This window comes from Loktanella agnita, assembly GCF_046640325.1.
Lineage (GTDB): Bacteria > Pseudomonadota > Alphaproteobacteria > Rhodobacterales > Rhodobacteraceae > Yoonia > Yoonia agnita.
This window is the reverse complement of record NZ_JBJMBF010000012.1, coordinates 47,887-68,671: the sequence shown is the minus strand read 5'-3', so window position 1 is coordinate 68,671 and position 20,785 is coordinate 47,887. Positions and strand designations below refer to the sequence as shown.

25 protein-coding genes are annotated in these 20,785 nt (G+C 59.5%); 11 read left to right on the top strand and 14 right to left on the bottom strand.

Annotated elements, in window-relative coordinates:
- Positions 1-116 precede the first annotated feature (116 nt).
- The 4 genes from ACJ5NV_RS14270 to ACJ5NV_RS14255 all read left to right on the top strand — a co-directional run bounded on the left by ACJ5NV_RS14270 (position 117) and on the right by ACJ5NV_RS14255 (position 2,064).
- Positions 117-590 (top strand): EF-hand domain-containing protein, encoded by a 474-nt coding sequence (locus ACJ5NV_RS14270; RefSeq protein WP_411644744.1) that lies wholly within the window; start codon positions 117-119, stop codon positions 588-590.
- A 74-nt stretch (positions 591-664) separates the two neighbouring features.
- Complete coding sequence (locus tag ACJ5NV_RS14265) at positions 665-1,252, top strand: RNA polymerase sigma factor (RefSeq protein ID WP_411644742.1); 588 nt, start codon at positions 665-667, stop codon at positions 1,250-1,252.
- The gene (locus tag ACJ5NV_RS14260; RefSeq protein ID WP_411644740.1) at positions 1,239-1,592 is read left to right on the top strand and encodes a hypothetical protein; all 354 of its coding nucleotides are present in this window, start codon (positions 1,239-1,241) and stop codon (positions 1,590-1,592) included. The genes ACJ5NV_RS14265 and ACJ5NV_RS14260 overlap by 14 nt, the downstream gene beginning before the upstream one ends.
- Positions 1,585-2,064 carry a periplasmic heavy metal sensor gene (locus ACJ5NV_RS14255; RefSeq protein WP_411644739.1) on the top strand — a complete coding sequence of 160 codons (480 nt, stop codon included), beginning with the start codon at positions 1,585-1,587 and terminating at the stop codon, positions 2,062-2,064. Before ACJ5NV_RS14260 ends, ACJ5NV_RS14255 begins: the two co-directional genes overlap by 8 nt.
- 101 nt (positions 2,065-2,165) lie before the next feature.
- On the opposite strand, the gene ACJ5NV_RS14250 is transcribed toward ACJ5NV_RS14255, so the two are convergent.
- Positions 2,166-3,557, bottom strand: a complete 1,392-nt coding sequence (locus ACJ5NV_RS14250) for a diguanylate cyclase (RefSeq protein WP_411644737.1) — start codon at positions 3,555-3,557, stop codon at positions 2,166-2,168.
- A gap of 94 nt (positions 3,558-3,651) precedes the next feature.
- On the opposite strand from ACJ5NV_RS14250, the gene ACJ5NV_RS14245 reads away from it, so the two are divergent.
- On the top strand, positions 3,652-3,930 hold the full coding sequence (locus tag ACJ5NV_RS14245; protein WP_411644735.1) for a DUF3572 domain-containing protein: 279 nt from the start codon (positions 3,652-3,654) through the stop codon (positions 3,928-3,930).
- A 78-nt stretch (positions 3,931-4,008) separates the two neighbouring features.
- Positions 4,009-4,704, top strand: a complete 696-nt coding sequence (locus ACJ5NV_RS14240) for an HAD family hydrolase (protein WP_411644733.1) — start codon at positions 4,009-4,011, stop codon at positions 4,702-4,704.
- 81 nt (positions 4,705-4,785) lie between these two features.
- Here ACJ5NV_RS14240 and ACJ5NV_RS14235 read toward each other — a convergent pair whose 3' ends face one another.
- Positions 4,786-5,850 (bottom strand): zinc ABC transporter substrate-binding protein, encoded by a 1,065-nt coding sequence (locus ACJ5NV_RS14235; protein WP_411644731.1) that lies wholly within the window; start codon positions 5,848-5,850, stop codon positions 4,786-4,788.
- A gap of 70 nt (positions 5,851-5,920) precedes the next feature.
- Between ACJ5NV_RS14235 and ACJ5NV_RS14230 the strand changes: the two genes are divergently transcribed.
- Genes ACJ5NV_RS14230 through ACJ5NV_RS14220 form a run of 3 tightly spaced genes read left to right on the top strand, consistent with a single transcriptional unit; the run spans position 5,921 to position 7,931 of the window.
- Positions 5,921-6,397, top strand: a complete 477-nt coding sequence (locus ACJ5NV_RS14230) for a transcriptional repressor (protein WP_411644729.1) — start codon at positions 5,921-5,923, stop codon at positions 6,395-6,397.
- Positions 6,394-7,125, top strand: coding sequence for an ATP-binding cassette domain-containing protein (locus ACJ5NV_RS14225; protein ID WP_411644727.1), 732 nt, complete (start codon positions 6,394-6,396; stop codon positions 7,123-7,125). Before ACJ5NV_RS14230 ends, ACJ5NV_RS14225 begins: the two co-directional genes overlap by 4 nt.
- On the top strand, positions 7,125-7,931 hold the full coding sequence (locus ACJ5NV_RS14220) for a metal ABC transporter permease (protein ID WP_411644725.1): 807 nt from the start codon (positions 7,125-7,127) through the stop codon (positions 7,929-7,931). The genes ACJ5NV_RS14225 and ACJ5NV_RS14220 overlap by 1 nt, the downstream gene beginning before the upstream one ends.
- A gap of 63 nt (positions 7,932-7,994) precedes the next feature.
- Here ACJ5NV_RS14220 and dtd read toward each other — a convergent pair whose 3' ends face one another.
- The 6 genes from dtd to ACJ5NV_RS14190 form a co-directional block, all read right to left on the bottom strand.
- Positions 7,995-8,432, bottom strand: a complete 438-nt coding sequence (gene dtd, locus ACJ5NV_RS14215) for a D-aminoacyl-tRNA deacylase (protein WP_411644723.1) — start codon at positions 8,430-8,432, stop codon at positions 7,995-7,997.
- Positions 8,429-9,331, bottom strand: a complete 903-nt coding sequence (locus tag ACJ5NV_RS14210) for a carbohydrate kinase family protein (RefSeq protein WP_411644721.1) — start codon at positions 9,329-9,331, stop codon at positions 8,429-8,431. Before ACJ5NV_RS14210 ends, dtd begins: the two co-directional genes overlap by 4 nt.
- Before the next feature lie 52 nt (positions 9,332-9,383).
- Entirely contained in the window at positions 9,384-10,061 is a 678-nt protein-coding gene (locus ACJ5NV_RS14205) for a glutathione S-transferase family protein (RefSeq protein ID WP_411644720.1), read from the bottom strand.
- A gap of 7 nt (positions 10,062-10,068) precedes the next feature.
- Positions 10,069-11,178 (bottom strand): primosomal protein N' (replication factor Y) - superfamily II helicase, encoded by a 1,110-nt coding sequence (locus ACJ5NV_RS14200; RefSeq protein ID WP_411644718.1) that lies wholly within the window; start codon positions 11,176-11,178, stop codon positions 10,069-10,071.
- A gap of 44 nt (positions 11,179-11,222) precedes the next feature.
- Positions 11,223-11,789: a cytochrome B gene (locus ACJ5NV_RS14195; RefSeq protein ID WP_411644716.1), complete on the bottom strand. Its 567-nt coding sequence runs from the start codon at positions 11,787-11,789 to the stop codon at positions 11,223-11,225.
- A gap of 272 nt (positions 11,790-12,061) precedes the next feature.
- Positions 12,062-12,472: a RidA family protein gene (locus ACJ5NV_RS14190; protein ID WP_411644714.1), complete on the bottom strand. Its 411-nt coding sequence runs from the start codon at positions 12,470-12,472 to the stop codon at positions 12,062-12,064.
- Positions 12,473-12,575: 103 nt separating this feature from the next.
- On the opposite strand from ACJ5NV_RS14190, the gene ACJ5NV_RS14185 reads away from it, so the two are divergent.
- Positions 12,576-13,487, top strand: coding sequence for a LysR family transcriptional regulator (locus tag ACJ5NV_RS14185; protein ID WP_411644713.1), 912 nt, complete (start codon positions 12,576-12,578; stop codon positions 13,485-13,487).
- 423 nt (positions 13,488-13,910) lie between these two features.
- On the opposite strand, the gene ACJ5NV_RS14180 is transcribed toward ACJ5NV_RS14185, so the two are convergent.
- Positions 13,911-15,020, bottom strand: coding sequence for an SPFH domain-containing protein (locus tag ACJ5NV_RS14180; protein WP_411644712.1), 1,110 nt, complete (start codon positions 15,018-15,020; stop codon positions 13,911-13,913).
- Positions 15,021-15,353: 333 nt separating this feature from the next.
- Between ACJ5NV_RS14180 and ACJ5NV_RS14175 the strand changes: the two genes are divergently transcribed.
- The gene (locus ACJ5NV_RS14175) at positions 15,354-16,526 is read left to right on the top strand and encodes a DUF4240 domain-containing protein (protein WP_411644711.1); all 1,173 of its coding nucleotides are present in this window, start codon (positions 15,354-15,356) and stop codon (positions 16,524-16,526) included.
- Positions 16,527-16,564: 38 nt separating this feature from the next.
- On the opposite strand, the gene ACJ5NV_RS14170 is transcribed toward ACJ5NV_RS14175, so the two are convergent.
- Genes ACJ5NV_RS14170 through ACJ5NV_RS14150 form a run of 5 tightly spaced genes read right to left on the bottom strand, consistent with a single transcriptional unit; the run spans position 16,565 to position 20,715 of the window.
- Positions 16,565-17,494: a DUF2927 domain-containing protein gene (locus ACJ5NV_RS14170; protein WP_411644710.1), complete on the bottom strand. Its 930-nt coding sequence runs from the start codon at positions 17,492-17,494 to the stop codon at positions 16,565-16,567.
- Positions 17,495-17,539: 45 nt separating this feature from the next.
- Positions 17,540-18,730 carry a toxic anion resistance protein gene (locus tag ACJ5NV_RS14165; RefSeq protein WP_411644708.1) on the bottom strand — a complete coding sequence of 397 codons (1,191 nt, stop codon included), beginning with the start codon at positions 18,728-18,730 and terminating at the stop codon, positions 17,540-17,542.
- Positions 18,730-19,632: a 5-bromo-4-chloroindolyl phosphate hydrolysis family protein gene (locus tag ACJ5NV_RS14160; RefSeq protein ID WP_411644706.1), complete on the bottom strand. Its 903-nt coding sequence runs from the start codon at positions 19,630-19,632 to the stop codon at positions 18,730-18,732. The genes ACJ5NV_RS14165 and ACJ5NV_RS14160 overlap by 1 nt, the downstream gene beginning before the upstream one ends.
- Positions 19,632-19,838 carry a hypothetical protein gene (locus ACJ5NV_RS14155; RefSeq protein WP_411644704.1) on the bottom strand — a complete coding sequence of 69 codons (207 nt, stop codon included), beginning with the start codon at positions 19,836-19,838 and terminating at the stop codon, positions 19,632-19,634. The genes ACJ5NV_RS14160 and ACJ5NV_RS14155 overlap by 1 nt, the downstream gene beginning before the upstream one ends.
- A gap of 55 nt (positions 19,839-19,893) precedes the next feature.
- Positions 19,894-20,715, bottom strand: a complete 822-nt coding sequence (locus tag ACJ5NV_RS14150; protein ID WP_411644703.1) for a TerC family protein — start codon at positions 20,713-20,715, stop codon at positions 19,894-19,896.
- Positions 20,716-20,785: the final 70 nt, after the last annotated feature.

Genomic DNA, 20,785 nt, shown 5'->3' with positions numbered 1-20,785 from the left:
GGCGCGGTGTCGCAAGCCTGCGCAACTTTTTTTGCCATCATGCGACGGAAACCCGGCCGTGGAGCGTTGAAGAGGGGTCAGCGGGCAGGAACCGCTGGAATGAAAAAGGAAAGACAATGAAGAAACGTATTCTGATGGTCGCGCTTTTCTCTGGCACGGTGATGATGGCAGGCGCAGTACAGGCCCAGGGTCACCGCGGTGGCCCCGATTTCGCAACGCTGGACGTGGATGGCGATGGCAGCCTGAGCCAGCTTGAACTGCAGTCCCCCCGTGAGGCGCGCTTTGCCGCTGCTGATACTGATGGTGACGGCGCGTTGTCCGCAGAAGAGATGACAGCGGCTGCCGTGGCGCAGGCGGAAGCCCGCACCGCACGTATGTTGGAACGCCTGGACGCGAATGAAGACGGGCTGTTGCAGCAGGAGGAGATGCGCCCGCGCGGTGCTGATCGTGCCGACCGCATGTTCGAGCGTGTTGATCAAGATGGCGACGGCGTCATCTCCGAGGCTGAATATGATGCGGCTAAATCCCGTATGGAGGAGCGCCGGGGCGAACGCCGCGGTGACCATCGTGGCCCACGCGGCCGCGGATAAGCGGGCAAATGGCGGGGATGGTTTCTGCCCCCGCCGATTGCCAAATCTTTGTGCGACAGGTAGCAAAACGCCAGATGAGAGCGGCACCCGAACCTACAGCGTCGATCCCGGATGCGGCGCTATTGGTGGCATTCGCCAATGGCGATGCGACGGCGGCGCGCGATTTGGCGGACCGGCTGTTACCCCGCGTGCTGGCGCAGGCAACCCGGATGCTGGCCGATCCCGCCGAGGCCGAGGATGTCGCCCAAGACGCGATGATGCGCCTGTGGCGGATCGCGCCCGACTGGCGGCAGGGCGAGGCTGAGGTGAGCACTTGGCTCTATCGCGTGGTGGCCAATCTTTGCACCGACAGGCTGCGCAAGCGGCGGGGTGGCGTGTCGCTCGACCAAGTGGCCGAGCCGCCGGATGGCGCACCAAGCGTCGCGGCGCAGTTGCAGACGCGGGCCCGTATGGCGGCCTTGTCGGATGCGCTGGCGCAACTGCCAGAACGACAGGCGCAGGCGGTTGCGTTGCGGCATCTGGAGGGGCTTTCCAACCCCGAGATTGCGCAGATTATGGACATCAGCGTGCGGTCAGTGGAAAGTCTGACAGCGCGCGGGAAACGCGCCTTGGCCGAGATCATGGCAGGGCGCAAGGCGGAACTGGGGTATGATGATGACTGACCCGAATGATGACATGCTAGAAGACCTGTTCGACACCGCGCGGCGTCTGGCCCCGCCGGTCAGCGATGACCTGATGACGCGGGTGCTGGCGGATGCGGTGGTGGATCGCGCGCCGGCGCAGGTTGCCCGCCCCTGTCTATGGGCGCGGCTGTCCGATATGCTGGGCGGTTGGCCCGCGCTGGGCGGTCTGGCGACAGCGACAATCGCCGGGGTTTGGGTCGGGATTGCCCCGCCCGCCCAGGTGGAGGCGTTGACCGATGATCTGATTGGGCAGTCGGTTTCAGTCAGCTTGTTTTCAGATAGTGCGTTTCTGGACGAGGAGCTTTTTGCTGATGGATGATCTGGGAAAACCTGCGCGCGGGACGTCGCGCCTGACCCGTGTTGTGCTTGTTATCTCGCTTGCGCTGAACCTTGCTGTTGTGGGGCTGGTGGCTGGTGCTGCGATTTCGGGACGGTTTGGTGATGGTCCGCCGCGCAACTATGATTTCGGGTTGGGCCCGATTGCGCGGGCGCTGGAACCGGATGAGCGCCGGGCCATCGGGGCGGCGATGCGCCGTGACGATTCATTGCGCGGCATGAACATGCGCGCCCGAATGCGCGATACCCTTGCCGCGTTGCGCGCAGAACCGTTTGATCGCGTTGCGGTGCAGGCTTTGATTGAGGAACAAAACGCCAGGATGGGGCAGTTGCAGCGTGCTGCTCAGGCGGCGCTGCTGGATCAAATTGCAGAGATGGACCCGGCCCGCCGGGCTGCTTTTGCGGATCAGCTGGAAGCCGCGCAGAGCCGTGACCGCCCGCCGCGCACGCGCTAGAGCATTTCGATTTATACCTGAAAAACCAATCGCTGCCTTTCGCCTGCGGCTCAACGCAATTGGTGATTTGTGATGTCTCAGGTTGAAATCGAAAGTTTTAGTCAGGCGGCGGTCCTGCTCATCGCGACCTGATTGCGCCCGGCGGATTTGGCGGCATACAGGGCTGTATCTGCCCGGCTGCATATCACCTCTAGATTAAAGGGTTCGATCCCGTTGTGGCCGCTGACGGCGACCCCGACAGAGACGCTGACGCGTACCTCTGGCAGGTCTGGCCCCAGATCGAAGGGGTGATCATTCACCAATTGCCGCAGCCTGTCTGCGGCGCCACGCGCCTGAGCCGTGGTGGTGCGCGGCATTGCGACAAGGAACTCTTCGCCCCCCATCCGGGCGACCAGATCAATCGCGCGCAGATTATTTTGCAGCCGTTGGGCAAGTTGCACCAGCACCCTGTCCCCTGCCGCATGGCCGTATTGATCGTTGATCCCTTTGAAGTGATCAATATCCAGCATCATCACGGCCAGTTCACGGCCTGCATTGCAGGATTGTGCGGCCATCCGTGCCAGATGCGGTTCGACATAGCGCCGGTTGTAAAGCCCGGTCAGCGGATCGGTGACAGCGGCGTGCAGCCCGTCGCGTACCGTGTCGCGCAGCTTGTCATGCAGTAGTTTGCGGCGGATCAGCGCCTTGGCGCGTAGGGTGATTTCATCTGCCGACGCTGTGCGTATCGCCACATCATCCGCGCCCAGATCAAGGAACATGGCGGCCAGTGCCGGCGCATTCTGTGGCAGTACGACCAGCACTGTAGATTGCCGCGTTTCGATCCGCGACCGCAGGTCAGAGACCAGACCGAACAAGCTGGCGGCGGTTTGTTCCGTCTCGCCGCAGTTGATCACGAAAAGATCCGGCACCGGAGTGACGGCGCTTTTTTTCAGGACGCTATGGGTGGTGAACTGGCGCACGGGCAGTCGCAGCCCGTTTTGCAGTATTGTGCAAAGGGCCGGGTCGACCGCATCGTTGGGCGTGAGCAATGCAATATTCGCCGCATTTGCAAAGCTTGTCTTTGCCTCTTCAAAACCAAGGGCGCGGCTGGTGCTGTCGCGCAGAAAGAGTTCCTGACTGGTACTGCGTACCCGTAGCAGGCTGCGAATACGCGCCAGCAGCAGTGTATCACTGATCGGGCGCGGCAGCACATCATCGGCCCCTGCATCCAGTGCCGCGAAACGCGCGCGCGAGGTGTCGGCGACCCCCAACGCAATGATGCCGATCGCGGCCGTTTGCGGGTCATCCCGCAGTGCGGCGCAGAATTCATGCCGATCCTCGCCCGCGTCGGCAAGGTTGATCATGATCAAATCCGGCCGGTTCGTCGCGATGATCGCTTCCGCCTCAATCCGGCTGGCGCAGGCGTCCACCGAAAACTGCGCGTTCTGCATTTTCACTTTCAGAACGATACGGTTTGTGGGCACTGTATCTACGATGAGTATGCGACCGGACATTTTGTTATCCTTATTGAGGTCAAACCACTTTTCTTTGATACAATCTCGACCGGAATGGTTAAAAAACGGTTTCTAGGTTAATGAGGTCTATTCAATGAATAGTGATCAGGCACAGGTGATCGCGCTACAGGCGCTGGCGTGGCTTGCAGGCAATGAGGAACTTTGCCCAATTTTCCTTGGTGCGACAGGCGGTTCTGTTGACGACATGCGCGCCCGCGCGACTGATCCGGCGTTTCAGGCGTCGGTGCTGGAATTCATCACGATGGATGACGCTTGGGTGATTGCATTTTGTGACCATGCGGCGCTGAAATATGAACTGCCGATGCAGGCCCGTTATGCGTTGCCGGGGGCGGCGCAGGTCCACTGGACCTAGTACAGACGTTGACACCCATTCGTTTCCGCCCGACACCGGCCCTGCAAAAATATCGACAATGAAAAAGGTGGCTGTTTCGTGATCAAGGGAATTGTCTTCGACAAGGACGGCACGCTGTTCGATTTCAACGCCACTTGGGGTGCCTGGACCAAGCAGATGCTGGCCACAGAGGTGGGCGATGATCCAGTCCGTTTCAGCGCGCTGGCTGATGTTATGGGGTATGATCCGGTGGCAGAGCGGTTTCACCCCCACAGCGTTGTGATCGCCGCCACGGTCGAAGAAACCGCCGAGGCGATGCTACAGGTTCTGGATGATGACAAGGATGCGCTGATCGCCCGGATGAATGCCGCCGCCACCGGGGTGGCGCAGATCTCGGCAACCCCGCTGGTGCCTTATTTCAGTGGCTTGCGCGCGATCGGGCTGACCCTTGGGATCGCGACGAATGACGCCGAAAGCTCTGCCAGGGAGCATTTGCAGCGTGCTGATATCAGCGATTATTTCGGTTTTGTTGCTGGCTATGACAGCGGTCACGGGGCGAAGCCGGGTACGGGCCAGCTGGATGCCTTTTGCCGCCAGACCGGCTTGCATCCGGGGGCCTGCGCGATGGTGGGTGACAGCCTGCATGATCTGCATGCGGGTCGCGCTGCCGAGATGATGACAATCGGCGTTCTGACCGGCCCGGCCCCGTCGGAGGAACTGGCCCCGATGGCCGATATCGTGGTGCCGAGCATCGCCGATATTCCCGGCTGGCTGCGATCGCAAAGCCTGATCTGACGCGTCGTCGCGGGTTCCCGCGATGATCTGAGGGGCGCGCAAGGCGGCGGTGGTCCACCGCCTTGGCACAAGATTTCAGATTTAGCCGAGGCAATCTGCAAAGGCGTCGCCCAGTCGGCGCAGCGTCTGACCGTAGAGTTCAGCACCGGCGTCCAACCCGTTGCCCACACCATCCAGTTCAGCGGTGCGCGCGTCGGTGCCTTCGATCACGAGTGTTGCCCAACGGGCCCCAATTTGCGCATCGCTGAAGACGCAGGTGATGTGTTCATCTGCCATCCGATCTTGCAGGGCTGCCACTTGGGCCGGGCCGGGATCGCGCGCGTCAATCCCTGCGATGGATGCCTGTGCTTCCAGCCCGAAGTGGGTTTCGAAATACTGGTAGCCGTCATGCGGTAGGATGTAGTTACCTGACAGGCCATCGAGCTTGGTAGTCAATTCCTGTTCCAGCGCTTGCAGGTCCGCAATCGCACGCTCGGCATTCTGCGCATAGATGTCGGCGTTTTCAGGGTCGGCGGAGGCAAGATTATCGGCGATGACCTCTACCCAGACCTGCGCGATGGATGGGTCAAGCCATGCATGCGGGTCGAAATCGCCGTGATCATGATGATCATGGGCGTGCGCGTCATGGTCCCCTTGGTCTTCTTCATGGTCGCCATCGCCGTGCTCTGCGTGATCCGCATGGTCATCTTCATGATCGTGATCGTCATGATCCGCGTGGCCGTCGTGATCATCATGCGCCTCTTCGTGATCATGATCGCCATCCTCGTCGTGGTCATCATGGGTGTCATGATCATCATCGTGATGGCCTGCCTCCCGGATCGGCAGTTTGTCCCAGGCTTCACTTTCCAGCAGGCTTAGGTGACTGGCTTGCGGGGCAAGTGTTTCCAGCGGCTCTTCCAGCCAAGGGGTCAGACCGTGGCCGACCCAGATCACAAGGTCTGCCTTTGAAAGACTGGCCGCTTCGCTGGGGCGCAGGGCGAAATCATGCGGGTCAGCTCCGGGGGGCAGCAGCAGATCCGGCGTCCCCAGTTCCCCCATGACCTGCGTGGTCAGGCTGTGGATCGGGGCGATATCGGTTATCACGCGCGGCACATCGGCCAGAGCGGCAGAGGGCAGTAACGAGAGCAGAGCGAGAGAACGGCGCATGATTCGGTCCTTGTGTTCAAATAACAGGGCCGATATAATTTGAACGTTATAACATAACAAGGCCGATAAAATGTCCGATACGCTCGGTTTCACAGCACATGACCATAGCTCTTGTGTGCAGGATGCGCTTGTCGCTGCGCAGGACGCGTGCCGTGCGCGCAAGGTCCAGTTCACACCTCTGCGACGCCGCGTTTTGGAGATCCTGTTGGAAAACCATGCGGCGATGGGGGCCTATGATGTGCTCGCCCGTTTGGATGCCGAAGGGCTGGGGTCAAAGCCGCCGATCGCTTATCGTGCCCTGACGTTTCTGGTCGAGCAGGGCTTTGTGCATCGGATTGAGCGGTTGAATGCCTTTGTCGCCTGCGCCCATCCCGGTGCGGCGCATGACCCTGCATTCATGATCTGCCGCAGCTGCGGCAAAGTGGCCGAGGCAGAGGCCGATGCGGCATTGGATCGCTCGGCTGCGCAGACAGGATTCCGGGTCGAACAGACGGTGATAGAGGCCGAGGGGCTTTGCCCGGCGTGTCAGCCCGAGGATGCAGCATGAATCTGATCGACGCGCGGGGGATTGATTTCTCGCACGGGGGGCACCGGGTCTTGCAAGGGGTTAGCCTGAGCGTGGCACCGGGCGAGATCGTGACGATTGTCGGCCCGAACGGGTCTGGCAAATCGACCCTGTTGCGGGTTCTGATCGGCGCGCTGAAGACACAAAAGGGCAGTGTGACCCGCCAATCGGGCCTGCGCATCGGGTATGTGCCGCAAAAGCTGCATATCGACCCGACCCTGCCAATGACGGTTGAGCGGTTTTTGAACCTGCCCCATGCGGTCGCGCCCGATGCGGCGGCGGCTGCGCTGCGTGCGGCAGGTGTGCCCGGTGTTGCCGGGCGGCAGATGTCGCAATTGTCAGGCGGGCAGTTTCAACGGGTCCTGTTGGCCCGTGCGATCCTTGCGCGTCCGCATATTTTGATGCTGGACGAGGCGACACAGGGGCTGGACCAGCCCGGTTCGGCGGCGTTCTATCGGCAGATCGAGGCCGTGCGCCGGGATTTGGGCTGTGCAGTCCTGATGGTCAGCCATGAATTGCATGTGGTAATGAGCGCCTCGGACAGGGTGATTTGCCTGAATGGTCATGTCTGTTGCGAAGGCACGCCAGAGGTCGTCTCTGCCGCGCCCGCCTATCGTGAACTTTTCGGCACAGGCACCGGCGGAGCGCTGGCGCTTTACCGGCATGATCACGATCACGGCCATGACCACCATCACGAGGCCGCAGAATAATGCTGGATGATTTCATGATCCGCGCGATGCTGGCGGCGATTGGTACGGCTGTGTCCGCCGGGTTTCTGGGCTGTTTTGTCGTATGGCGACGGATGGCCTATTTTGGTGATGCGACGGCCCATGCCGCCGTGCTGGGGGTTGCGCTGGCATTGCTGTTTGGCACCGCGATCACGCTGGGCGTGGCGGTTGTGGCGCTGGCTATGGCGGTGCTGATCCACGGGCTGAGCGGCCGGGGCCATAGTGTCGATACGATGTTGGGCGTGTTGTCACATGGCGCATTGGCTTTGGGGCTGCTTGCGGTCACGGTCATTCCCGGGCAGCGCATTGATATTGATGCCTATCTGTTTGGTGACGTGCTGACCGTGACCCGGACCGATCTGGCGGTGATCTGGGGCGGCGGAGCGCTGGTCGTCGGGGTGCTTTGCTGGCATTGGTCGGCGCTGCTGACCGCCACGCTTAGCCCTGATCTGGCCTATGCGGCAGGGATCAATCCGCGCCGCGAAGAGCTGGTTTTGACATTGATGATGGCAGCGGTGGTTGCCGTCGCGATCAAAGTGGTTGGCGCACTGCTGATCACCGCGTTGCTGATCGTTCCCGCCGCCACGGCGCGTGGGCTGGCGCAGACGCCTGAACGGATGGCGCTTTATGCCACAGGAATCGGTGTACTGTCGGCCTTTGCCGGGCTGCGGGCCGCGGTTCTGTTCGACACGCAGGTGGGGCCATCGATCATTTGCGTGGCTGTGATGCTGTTTGGGTTGAGCCTTATCGGGGGGCGCCTGCGGCGGGCTTTAGGGGCGGTGGGGTGAAACCCAGCTTACGCTGTTGGCCTGTGGAACATTACCGCGCCGTAAGGTGGGTCTTGACCTACCCTATACGTCGAGCGAGATCGTGACCGGTCCGTCATTTGTCAGGCTGACAGCCATATCAGCCCCAAAGGACCCGGTTGCCGTCTTGATCCCCAGCGCGCCCATATCGGCAATGAACGCTTCGTACAGTGCGCGCCCTACATCCGGTGGGGCCGCCTGAGAAAACCCTGGCCGGTTGCCCCGTGACGTATCGGCGGCAAGTGTGAACTGGCTGACGATCAGCGCCGCACCCCCGCTATCCAGCAAGGATTTATTCATCTTGCCTGTGTCATCGGCAAAGATGCGCAGCTTGCTGATCTTGACGGCGAGTGCGGCGGATTTGGCCGCATCGTCGCCTGCCATGGCGCAAACAAGGATAAGCAGGCCGGGGCCGATTTCGCCGATAGTTGCACCATCCACAACCACATCGGCGCGGGTGACACGTTGGATCAGCGCCCTCACAATTCGGAGGCCCAAGGCGGGTTGGCGCCCGCTCGGCTGACGGTGATCGCGGCAACCTTCGCCCCGAACCGGGCGGCAGTGGCCAACTGTTCCAATGTCGCGCCGGGCAGCGCCTCTTTTGTCAGCAACCCGTCGGCCTGCATCTGCGCCAGAAAGCCCGCGCTGAACGTATCGCCCGCGCCGACCGTATCGACCACCTGCGCCTTGACTGCGGGAACATCGACCGCCCCGTCACGGGTCACAATCGTCACGCCCTCGGCCCCGCGCGTCAGCAGCACGACCCGCGCGCCCGTGTCTAGCAGCGCCGCCGCATCCGTGCCGCCGGTGATCCAGTCCAGATCCTCGTCCGAGGTCTTCACGATATCTGCTACTGCCAGCATCCGGCCCAGCCGGGCACGATAGGCGGCTTCATCGCGGATGAAGGAGGGCCGGATATTGGGGTCGATCATCGTCACCCGCTTTCCTGCCTCGCGCAGCATCAGCGCCTCATAAGCCGCGCCGCAAGTTTCGACCATCAGGCTGATCCCGCCGAAAAACAGCGCGTCGGCCTGCGTCTGCGGCAGGTCATCACTGTCCAGCATCCGGCCCGCCGTGTTTTCGTCGTAGAACGCATAAGAGGCATGGCCGTCAGTCAGGGTGACAAAGGCCAGCGTCGTGGGCCGGTCCGCGATGGCCGCCGGGCTGCTATCCACGCCCGAGCGTGCCAATTCGTCCCGCAGAATGTCGCCGAACAGGTCCGAGGACAGACCCGAAAAGAACCGGACCGGCGCGCCGAGCCGCCCAAGGGCAATCGCAGTATTGAAGACCGAGCCGCCCGCATGGGGGGCAAAGGCATTGCCGCCGTCGGTGGTCTGTCGGGGCAGCATGTCAATCAGGGCTTCGCCGCAGCACAGGATCATGGTCGGGTCCTCTTGTCGGTTTTGCGTCTCTTACCCGGTGCGGCGGGCGCGATCAATCATGCGAACCGCTGTATCGGTAGCGGCCCCCACTTGCGAGGGCGCGTTGATAGGCTGGGCGCGCGCGGATGGCGGCCAGATAGCGGGCCAGCGCCGGGGGCGCGGGGGTGACCGGGATGCGGTCTAATCCTGCCTCAATCGGGAAGCTCATCATGATGTCGGCCACGCTGAAATCTGTTCCGGCGAACCAGCCGTCGCGGGTCAGCTCTGCCTCCCAATAGGCGGCGTGGCGGCGCAGTTCCGGGCCCAGAAGGGCCTTGTTCACACCGTTTACGATCATCCGGCCCAAGGGGCGTAAGGGAAAGGGCAGCCGTGGCGGGACCTGCGCAAAGAGCAGTTTGGCAAATAACAGCGGCATGGCCGAACCTTCGGCATAGTGCAGCCAGTAGGTTTGTCGCAGGGCCGCCTCTGACCCCGGAGCGGGACGCAGCCCGCTGCCAGCGCCATAGTGATCCAGCAGATATTCTGCAATCGCCCCGCTTTCGGCCAGGATCCGGTCACCATCCTGCAATAGCGGCGATTTGCCTAGCGGGTGGAGCGCTTGCAGCGCCTCGGGCGCGCGCATGTCAGGGCCACGCTGATAGACGGTCACCTCGTAAGCTGCGCCCAGCTCTTCCAGCAGCCACAGTATGCGGTGGGCGCGTGAATTGTCGAGATAATGCAGATGCAACATGCTGAACCTATTGTGTGATGGCGTAGAAATATCCGGCGATACCGGCAGCGATCAGGCCAAGTATGACGGCAAAGGCGATCTTCCACGCGGAATAAGGCCGCTCGCCCTGCACCCGGCCTGTGCGCCCGTTGACGACAAAGCGATAGGTCTTGCCCCGGTATTTATAGGCGGCCAGCCAGACCGGCAGCAGGATATGCTTAAAGGTCACATCGCTGACGGCGGTCTCAACCGTGCTGATCCGCTGATCATCGCCGCCGATGTCATATTTCACATCGCGCCGGATCATCCGGTCCATATAGTTGCGCGCCTCTTGATAGCCATCGGTCAGTTCGACCTGATAACCTTCGGCCCGGAATCCGGCGAGGTATTCGGGTTTGTAAGGCTCCAAAGCGGAGAGATCCCAAGGTTCCAGCCCGTCGGTGTATTTCTTGGGCAGTGAGCGCGAGGCGAGCACCAGCACATCGTCAAAGAACCGCGCCACCCGGCCCGATACACCGCGCCAGCGGGTTTTGCGCACGCGCACGGTCTTGCGTTTGCCATCCCGCATGACGGTGCGGCTTTCGTAATAATGGGTGCCGCGCTGGCCGGTGTAGCTGCTTTTGGTGTCAGCATCGAAGGTCCAATAGGGCACATAGATCCCGTTCATCTTGCGCCCTTTGCGCGCATATTCGGTCAGCCCGTTGGGGGCGAACCACAGGCTGCCCAACCAATCGGTCAGCGCCGTGCGTGCCTGTGCTTCGTCCAGCCCAAAGGGCAGCAGCCCGCGCGGTTTGATATGCCGGTGCGTGCCGGTATCGGTGACCACCGGCGTGGCGCAAAACGGGCATTCGGCGGCATGGGTGTCGCTGTCATATTCGGTCTGCGCGCCGCAATTGGGGCAGGTGATGACGCGGGTTTCTTCGATTTCTTCATCCGCCAGCCGTTTTTCGACCGCTGCACGGAAATCAAGCTCGCGGATCGCGCCCTCCCACGGGCCGGCGCCTGCGATGGGTTGTGTGTTGCCGCAATGGTCGCAGACCAGCTGCGCGTCGCCGGGCGCATAGCGCAGGTCAGACCCGCAGGCATCGCAGGGAAAGCGGTGTTCGGCAACGGGGGGATCTGGCGTCGGTGTCTGCATGGGACATCATTAGCAATGCGGGGCGGGCTGCGCCATGCTTGGCGTCAGAGAAAACGATGCAGCACGCGCGGGGCCATGATCCGCAGCGCATTGTCGCGCAAGGCCATATGCCGCCAGATGTGAAACCCCGCATGCAGGACGACGATCAGGCCAAGCAGATAGAATTCATAAACATGAAACCGGCCAATGAGGTGGTTCAGGGCAGGCATATCCAAGGCTGGCGCAATAGGCAGAAAACCCCCGGCCATCAGCACCCGGTTCGCCGTCAGCCCCAGCAGGAAGCCAGTCAACGCCACCCCCCACAGCCCGAGGATTATGGTCGTGTTCAGCCAGTAATGCAGCCGCCGCGCGCGTTGCCCCAGCTTGGGTCCCGGCCGCCCGGCCAGCCCGCGCCGCATGTGATCGGCCATCCAGATCAGCGAGAGCGTCACGAACACCAGTGCAAGGATCGAATGGAACTGAAATGCGCGCGGGCCGAGCGGGACCACATCGTCAGGCGTCACCACGATGAACCAGATCAACAGCGGGATCATCGCACCATGCATGGCCTTCAGCCAGCTGCGCCGGTGGGGCAGGCGGGGCCAGAGCGTGTTCTGCCAAAAGGATCGCATGGGGGTGGTCATGCCATAGGCACGGCGTGGGATGGCAAGAAGTTTCGCGGGTTTTAGAAATGCGTCAGATCTTTTTGCGTTTTGCTGCGACAGATTTGTCTCTGCATCGGTTTAGCGTGTCGGTCGGGGGCGGCATCCTATGCTAAGGTAAGTAATGTGGACGAAGCGGACCTATGGGCGCACTTTCCCAAGGTCTGCCCGCTCTCTTTTGCGTCGACATCGGCTCAGCCGCTTGCGTACAAAGCGATCTATATTGGCGCCGTTTGATCGCATCAGGTTGGAAGCTGTACGATCATCTCGATCTCGATTTTCAAATCGGGCCCGGCCAGAGCGGCGACACCTATCCCGGTAAGACTGGGCTCTGCTCCGTTAAGAAATGCGACGATAAGAGGCATCGCGATGGCCATGGCTTGTTCGTCCAGATGCATGACGTAGATGCGCAACTGAACAATATCGTGAGCGCTTGCCTCCAAGGCCCTTAATGCCTCTGAAAGGTTGGTGATGACCTGCTTGGTCTGTGCCTCTAGCCCTTCCGGCGCGCCAGAAGACCCGTCTACGGCCTGAGCAACTTGACCAGAAACAAAAGCCAAAGTGCCAGCATTTGTGATGCTTATCTGAGAGTAGCCGATCTTACTTGCGTCTGGCAGTGTCGCCGGATTCATTCTTTGAAGTGAAGTTTGCATTCTATCTCTCTCTTGTTGGCACTTGAATATCCAAACGATATGCCGAACTAATGGCGAACAGTTTTCACAACTCAGGCGAATAATTTTCGACATTCGGAGAGATATGGCTGACTCTAAAGTAAACGACATTCTTCTTTTCATGTCAGTTGCCAAGACTGGAAATTTCACGACTGCTGGTCGCGCATTTGGTCTTTCGCGCTCGACCGCAGGAAAGGCAGTGGCACGGCTTGAAAACAGGTACGGTGCCCGCCTCCTTAACCGCACAACCCGTGCTGTCAGTCTGACCGAAGCGGGTCAAAGGCTGTATGCTCAGGGCGAAGCCATTCAGGCGGCAATTGCCGAAGCCGATGCCCAAATGGATGTCGCCGATGGCACTCCCAAGGGTACACTACGGATCGCTGCGCCAGATGCTCTAGGACGGCGCATGGTGCTGCCGGTCGTAAAAAAATTTCAGACGGTCTGGCCGGACGTTCGCTTTGAAATCAGCTTTTCTGACTCCGTCAGCCGTATCGTCGAAGATGGTTTTGATCTTGCAATTCGGGTCGGTGTTACAACCCCGGATGCCTCGTTGATTTCAAGAACTCTAATAATGGAAAAAATTGTGCTGTGCGCTTCGCCCGAGTATTTTACGGGCCGCGATGTTCCTCAAAACATCGATCAATTGAGCACCCATGACCTTCTACAATTTTCAAGTGTAGCGAAGCGACAAGTCTGGTCCCTCCAGGATGCCAGTAGTTTTTTAGGCAATGTGTCAGGCCGTGTATCCTTGCGCTTGGACAGTGCTGAAGGTCTGCGCGAGGCAGCCCTGGCTGGGATGGGTATCGCTTTGCTACCTGCGACTTTGGTGAAGGATGAATTGCGTGCAGAACGCCTCGTGCAGGTCTTGCCGAACATAGATTGCGGGGAGGTGCCAATCGTTGCCATCTATCCGCATAAAAGATTTCTCGAACCGCGCGTCCGCCGATTTATAGACGCATTGGTGGCAGATTTTTCGCCTTGCGGGGCCAACGTTTAGTCTCGATGAGTTGGCCATACTGATTTCGATTGGTGCAAAGGCAAAGCAGTCATTTATGCGCAGTGCGGCACCAGTCAAATTGGGCTCTTTTCGGTCGTACACTTTTCAAGCAAATATGCGCGGCAATGTGCAACGGCGCAAGCGGGGCGGCTACTGAATAGCGCATTGCCGGACGCAGGGAGCGTCCTCGTTTCCGCGCGAGGAGTTAGTGCCCTTACAGCGTTTCGGTTTATCCTTGAATCACAATTGGCTGCCTCTCCCTAACGGTCGAACGCGATTTGTGATGCTTGATGTCTCAAGTTAAAATCGAAACGCTTTTGTTGTTAGATACGCCCCTTGCTCGGCAGCGGATCGATCCGTCCCTGCGCGCAATGCCTGTCGTCCGACGCGATGTCCTATCTTGGTCCAGATGTCTGGCTTGGCTTAAATCCCCGGCGGTGGGGGGGGTGGCATCACGGTGAAGAGCTGCGCCAGCTCTGTCACATCCTCGGCCCGCATCCAGCCATCCTGCCCTTGCGTCCAGACCATGCTGTCGCGGCTCAACGTGCCCTCTGTCACCTTGCGGCCCATCGCGGCCTTGGAAAACGGGCCGGATGTCTGCCCGTCCTTGGCGATGTGCCAGACATGTTCAACGGGCGGCGGGGGTGGTGGTGCGGCAGGGGCAGCGGGTTGAGGCTGCGCGCCCCAAGGGCCCATCTGCCCGGCCATCGCCATGCCCATCCCGGCCCCAAGGCCAGCAGCCATGCCGCCCCCGGCGGGGTTTTGCGCGGCGGCAGTCATCGCCTCGGCTGCGGAATACTGCGTGAATTTGCCCAGATCACCCGCGAGGCCCATTGAGGTCCGCTTGTCTAGCGCTGCCTCTACCGCCGGGGGCAGGCTGATGTTTTCGATATAAAGCTCTGGGATGCTCAGCCCGTATTGCTGCATCGTGGTGTCAATCGCTGCGGCGATCAGCTTGCCCAGATCGGCGGTATTGGCGGCCATGTCCAGCGCAGGGATGCCGGATTGGGCGATCACGCGGGAAAATTCCTGCACGATGATATTGCGGATCTGATAGCTGATCTCATCCATTGTGAATTCACCATCGGTGCCGACGATTTCACGCAGAAACACCGCCGGATCGGCCACTTTGACCGTATAGGTGCCAAAGGCGCGCAGCCGGGTCGGCCCGAATTCGGGATCGCGCAGCATGATCGGGTTCTTGGTGCCCCATTTAAGGTTGGAGAACCGGGTTGTGTTGACGAAATAGATTTCCGATTTGAACGGGCTTTGAAACCCATGATCCCAATGTTGCAGGGTCGTCATGATCGGCATGTTGTTGGTCTCAAGCATATAAAGACCGGGGGTGAACACATCGGCGAGCTGCCCTTCATGGACAAAGACAGCGGACTGACCTTCGCGGACGGTCAGTTTGGCGCCATATTTGATCTCGTGATCTTCGCGCTCGAACCGCCAGACCATCGTGTCGCGGGTATCGTCGGTCCAGTGAATGACATCGATGAATTCACCGGTCAGAAAATCGAAAATACCCATCTGTCAGCCCTTGTACTTACCTGCGTGCGCAGGGGCGTCATGCCCCGTTCACTATCATCCGCCAACCTATAGCGGTTTTCAATAGATAGGTCATCCACCTGTTGGACCCTATCTGCTTGCGGAAAATACGTTTTGTTAGCCTGCCAGCCCGAGCGAGCGGTATATCGGTTTCGAACGCATTTTCAAAGAATTATGCGAGATCTATAGGTGAGGACTGTGTCACGTAAATGAAACTTTGCGCGGCACAAGGTGACCGGTTGTTGTCGATCAGATTGACTGTTGTCACTGACCAGACAAGTGTCGCTGTAAAGCGGTAGGTTTGAAGGAAAGCCCATGATTGAAGATGAGTTTTGGAAAATTATCCATACGACGAAATCAGATGACCAAGAGACGCAGGTTGCTTTGCTGACTGAAGCGCTTGAAAAGCAAGAACCCGAAAATATTATCGCATTCAAGACGATATATAACACGCTACTTGACCGGGCCTATCGGTGGGATCTTTGGGGGGCAGCATATGTGATTAATGGTGGCTGCTCGGACGATGGGTTTGACTATTTTTGCGACTGGTTGATTTCGAAAGGGCGGACCGTATACGAAGGTGCGTTATCCTACCCCGAAAGTCTTGCCGATATCGACCTATCTGGCGACAGAGAATTTGAAGATTTTCGTTACGTGGCTGGTGATGTTTATAAATCGAAACTGGGGCGCGATCTTGAGGTGAGCAGGACCGGCAGGGCCGAGCCATTGGGAGAACCGTTCGACGAAGACACCGTCGAAGATCAATACCCGCGCCTGTCAGAGGCCACACATGCAGCCGACATGAATGATCTTGGGCTTACACCTCAACATAGCCCCGAAATTGAAAGGCTTATTGCGCTGGGTGTGCCGGAGTTTTCCGAAAAGAACGTACAAGATTTTGACGCGCATTTGCAAAAACTCGTTGGTCGAAAGCTGAGTTTCGTTGGTGCAATTCATAATCATGTGTCGCTGAATTGGGCACGGAAGGATGATGACGATCCGGGTGATGCAATTGAGGGCAGGTGTTGGTCGATAACACTGTCAGATGGCCGCACCTTACACGCTGCAAAATATGTCATTGATCATGGGAATGCGTTAGAAGGCCTTCCAAAGGACGTGTTGGATGACGTACGGTCGAATCCACGCTTTGAAGAGCCTGCACAATCGCCAGAAGAAATGTTTGAGAACCTTCTCACTGGCGTTACGCCAAAACCACAAATGGATGAAGATGTTGGTCAGGCGACCGATCAGGCGCTTAACTCGGGCTCTGGTAAACCTGTGATTTCTTCAGCGAAACGTACTGGGCTCGGATCGCTTCAGTTGACGTTTGAAGGTGCTCCTGAATGTGTGTCGTTGACCCTGCATGGATGCGACAAGAACGGAAGCGGCGATTTGCATGGTGTATGCCTCAGATCGGAAGGGCAGACCCTATGTCTTTCGAGGTTAGGCGTGGAATTGCAGCTTCCCAATAGGCTGTGGGGTTGGTAGTCGGCCATTAGTATGGTTCCAACAAATGTCGGGGAATATCAACTCGCCCCCTGCGCCATAATATCCCGCGCGATCACCCGTGCAATCGGGGCGGCTTCGTTTGGCGGCATGCCGGGTTTGAGCCGGGGGTCGTAGAGCATGCGGATCAGCAGTTCGTCGTGGCTTGTCAGCCGTGCGAATTCTTCGTCGTCGTTGAAGATCGACGGTCGCGCGCCGGGGCTATCGTTGGCCAGCCCCATCCCTTGAGCCAGTTCTTCGTGGATACAGGCCGAGCGCATCAGGTTAGGGTGTTCGGCCCGGATCATCGCGATGGCTTGCACATAACTGGACTTGCCCGGGGCGAACATGCCGATCACCACGCAAAGCTGGTCGCGGGGCAGGTTCACGAAAGCGCGCAGGGTGGGTTCCGAGATCGACGGGATCAGCGCGCGCAGCTGCTCGCCATAGGCGCGGCGGTCGTCTTCGCCCAGAAACAGGACCCGGTAGTTGGGGTTTTCATCGGTGAGCGTGATCGGAATGCCCGACAGGCGCGACAGCCGGGCCGCATAGGCGCTGACGCTGGCACGGTCCTGATCGCGCTGTTGCAGCGGTACGGTCGCGCCGAATTCCACCGACATGCGGATGGGTTGGGTCCAGCGGCGCAGCTGCGACACGGTCGCCTGTGGCCTGCGGAAATCGCTGTCGTCACGGTATTCATTGAACAGCGCGATGCGCACGAAGTTCCGCGCCAGCTCTGCCTGTGTATAGGGCGTGTCTGCCCCGCCGCCATCGCCGCGTAGCAACCCCTGCACCAGAAGGTCGTTTTGCAGGCGTCGGTAATAGACAGACAGATCCTTGCTGATCTGACTGGGGGGCACGACAAGCGGTTCAAGTGGTTCCACGCTCACCGGGGCCGGTGTCGGCAGCGGCGGCAGGGCAGGGGGCGGCGGCGCTTTGACGCAGCCGCTGAGCCCAATCAGCCCAGCCAACGCGCATCCGCGCAGATATGTGCCCGTGATGCGCATGGTCTGTGATCAGCTTTCGACAGATCCGCCAATTGCAGCGCCACTGCCGGTCTCGCGGGCCTTGGCGGCGGCGAGCGTGTTTTTCAGCTCCCCTTCCATCTTTTGCAACTCAGCCTCAGCCTCGGCCCGCTTGCGCTTGCCCTCGTCAGCGATTGCGAGGCTTTCGTTGATGGTGGCGATCAGATGGGCGTTTGCCTCTTTCACCGCTTCGATATCAAACACGCCGCGTTCCATTTCGGTGCGGATCGTGCGGTTGGCATCGCGCAGGTTTTCGGCATTGGCTGTCAGCAGCTCATTGGTCAGATCATTGGCGTCGCGCACGGCCTCGGCGGCTTCGGCGGATCGCTGGATCGTGACGGCCTGCGCCAGTTGGGTTTCCCACAAGGGCACTGTGTTCACGAGGGTGGAATTAATCTTGGTCACCAGCGATTTGTCGTTTTCCTGCACCAGCCGGATTGATGGCAGAGACTGCATCGTCACTTGGCGGGTCAGTTTCAGATCATGCACCCGGCGTTCCAGATCGTCACGGGCCGCGCGGATATCGCGCAGTTCCTGCGCTTTCATCACGGCCTGATCTTCTGCGGCGGCGGCAACTTCGACCTCTTTCGCCGGGATGGTTTTGTCATCCAGTTCGATAATCTTTGCCTCACCCGCTGCGATATAAAGCGCCAGTTCATCGTAGAACTGCAGCGTCTTTTCATACAGCATGTCGAGGCTTTCGATGTCCTTCAGCAGCACATGTTCATGGCCCAGCAGGTCATCGGTCACATTGTCGATCTGTTCCTGCACCTCTTCGAATTTGGCGGCGAATTTGGCCATGGGTGCTGCACGGCCCAGCAGTTTTTCCCACCAGCTGCGTTCGCGGCGGACATCCAGTTCGGATATGGAAAACCCGCGAATCGTGGTCACGATATTGCGCAAGGAGTCGCCCGCCGGTCCGACATCCTTGTTGCGAACGCCCGCCAGCATGGATTGGCTGATTTCCTGCAACTCGGCCTGTGCGGCTGACCCGAAGGACACGATCGAGTTCGTGTCGGTGATGTCGATTTCGCCCATCCGGGCAGAGATTGCCTCGGTGGTGGGGGGGTCGGCCTGTTCCATTGTGACCACTTCACCCTGCGGTTCGGGCAGGACCACGGCGGTTACTTTTTGCACCTCGGCAAGGGTCGCTTCGGCCTTTTGGCGGATCGTTTCAGACATTACTCATTCCCTTTTGTGTTCAGGTGCACACCTTCGCGCTGCAAGCGGTCGCGTAGCACATTGATCTCGATATCCATATCACTGCGATCATCGAGTAGCATTTTTTGCGTCTTTGCGGCGAAATTCTGCTCAAGATCATCAAGCAGCGCCTCAAAGCTGGCACGGGCATCTGCGTCTTTGGTGCGCCCGTAAAGATCGGCAAATTTGATTGCCGTATCGCGGGCGCCCATCAGATATACGCCTAAGAATTTGCGCGCAGCGGTCAGATCGCGCGGGTCCTCTTCGACAGTACGGATCATCTTGCGCGCGACGGCCTGAAAGCTGGCCACGCGCAGGTCCAGCTTGCGGTCGCTGAGGGCCGCGATCTGGGCGTTCATCACGTCCAGATGCGCTTCGGCCTTGTCCACCACCCGCGCAACCCGGTCTTGCTGGCGTGTGTCGACGCCTTGCATCTGTTTGTCGGACAGCGGATCAATCCCAAAGGCGGTAACATGCAGCCCCAAAGCCGCCACACCATAAAGCACGGATCCGATCATTCCGGTATCGCCAGAATAGGCAGCCAAGGTCGCCCCGGTGCCGGTCAGTCCGGCAGCGAGCATTTTGCGCGGGATGGCAGGTCGCCGCGCGACCCGGCGGGCGTGATAGGCGGCCTCGGCCTTTAGCCCCTCGCGCAGCAGCCAAGCGGCCAGCGCCAGCACACCGCCGCCCACCAGCGCGGTGATCAATGTGACCGGCCCGTCGCCGAACCCTGTGAAGACAAGGATCACCGGCGGGATGAACAGCCATTTGGCCCGCGCCCCGGCAGAGGCAACGTTGCGCTGATCCACTGCCTGTTCACGGACCGCATCGGCCTGCGGTCCGCTGCCGTCGGGACTATATTTACCGCCAAACCGCTGCGCCATCAGGCCGCCCCCATCCATCCGGTGCTCAACCCGATCAACAGGATGAAAAGCAGTATATAGGCCACGCGCTTAAGAGTGTTTGGCATCCTGTCCTCCGTCGTTGCGTTCTGCGTCGCTGAGGCTACCGTTTGCATGGTGGCAAAGACGGCTGTGAACAGCATCAGCAGCGCAACAACAAATAATATCAGCGGTATCAAACGTATCATTGGCGGGTCGCTCCATCTTTGCGGTCACTCCTCAGATAGGAAGGGGACACCGATTTTACGAATATTTCTGCCGGGCGGCCCGCTCTGCATTCAGCTTGCGGGAATAGCCGGACTGGATGATTTCCACTGCAAACAGAACGATGACCGAGAAGTAGAAGGTCGATTTCGACATCGGCACGATATCCTGCCCAAAGACCATGATTTGCAGGCTGTCATCATGCATCGCATGGGCAGCGGCTGGTCCGGCTTCACCCAGAAGAACGACACCGACAATCAGCAGGATGAAAAGCCCAAGAACTTCGTACATGCGGTTCTTTTCCAAAAACCGGGTGACCCCATCGGCCAAAAGCAGCATCGCCAGACCGGAGAGCAGGATCGCCGTGGCCAGCACGGGGAAGACATCGGTGATGGCGAGTGCGGAGAGCACCGAGTCGAACGAAAAGATCAGGTTCATCAGGACGATCAACAGAACCACCTGCGTGGCGGATTTGCCGGACTTGCCCTGCACGTCATGGCCCAAGTGATCCATCGACAGCATATGCGCGATCTCCTTGACCGCCGTGTACATGATGAAGATACCGCCCAAAACAAAGACAATCGTGGCGAAATTCACCCCGCCTTCGATGACCCCGGTCCAGTCAAAGACAAAGAATGGTTCAGCCAGCAGATCAATCAGCTCGATCATGGCGAAAAGTAGGACAACCCGCAGCGCCACAGCGATGATGATCCCCCACATGCGCACCGCCTTTTGCTGCGCGACCGGCGCGCGTTGGCTTTCGATCGAGATATATAGCAAATTGTCAAAGCCCAGCACCGCTTGCAGAAAGCATAGCATGAGCAGATTGGTCGCGTTTTCCAGTGTAAGAAGGTCGGCCAAGGTCGGTCCCCCAGAAGTTTGATTTTAATTTTTAACCATGCACAACGCCGTGAGCAGGGCAAGGGTTCAA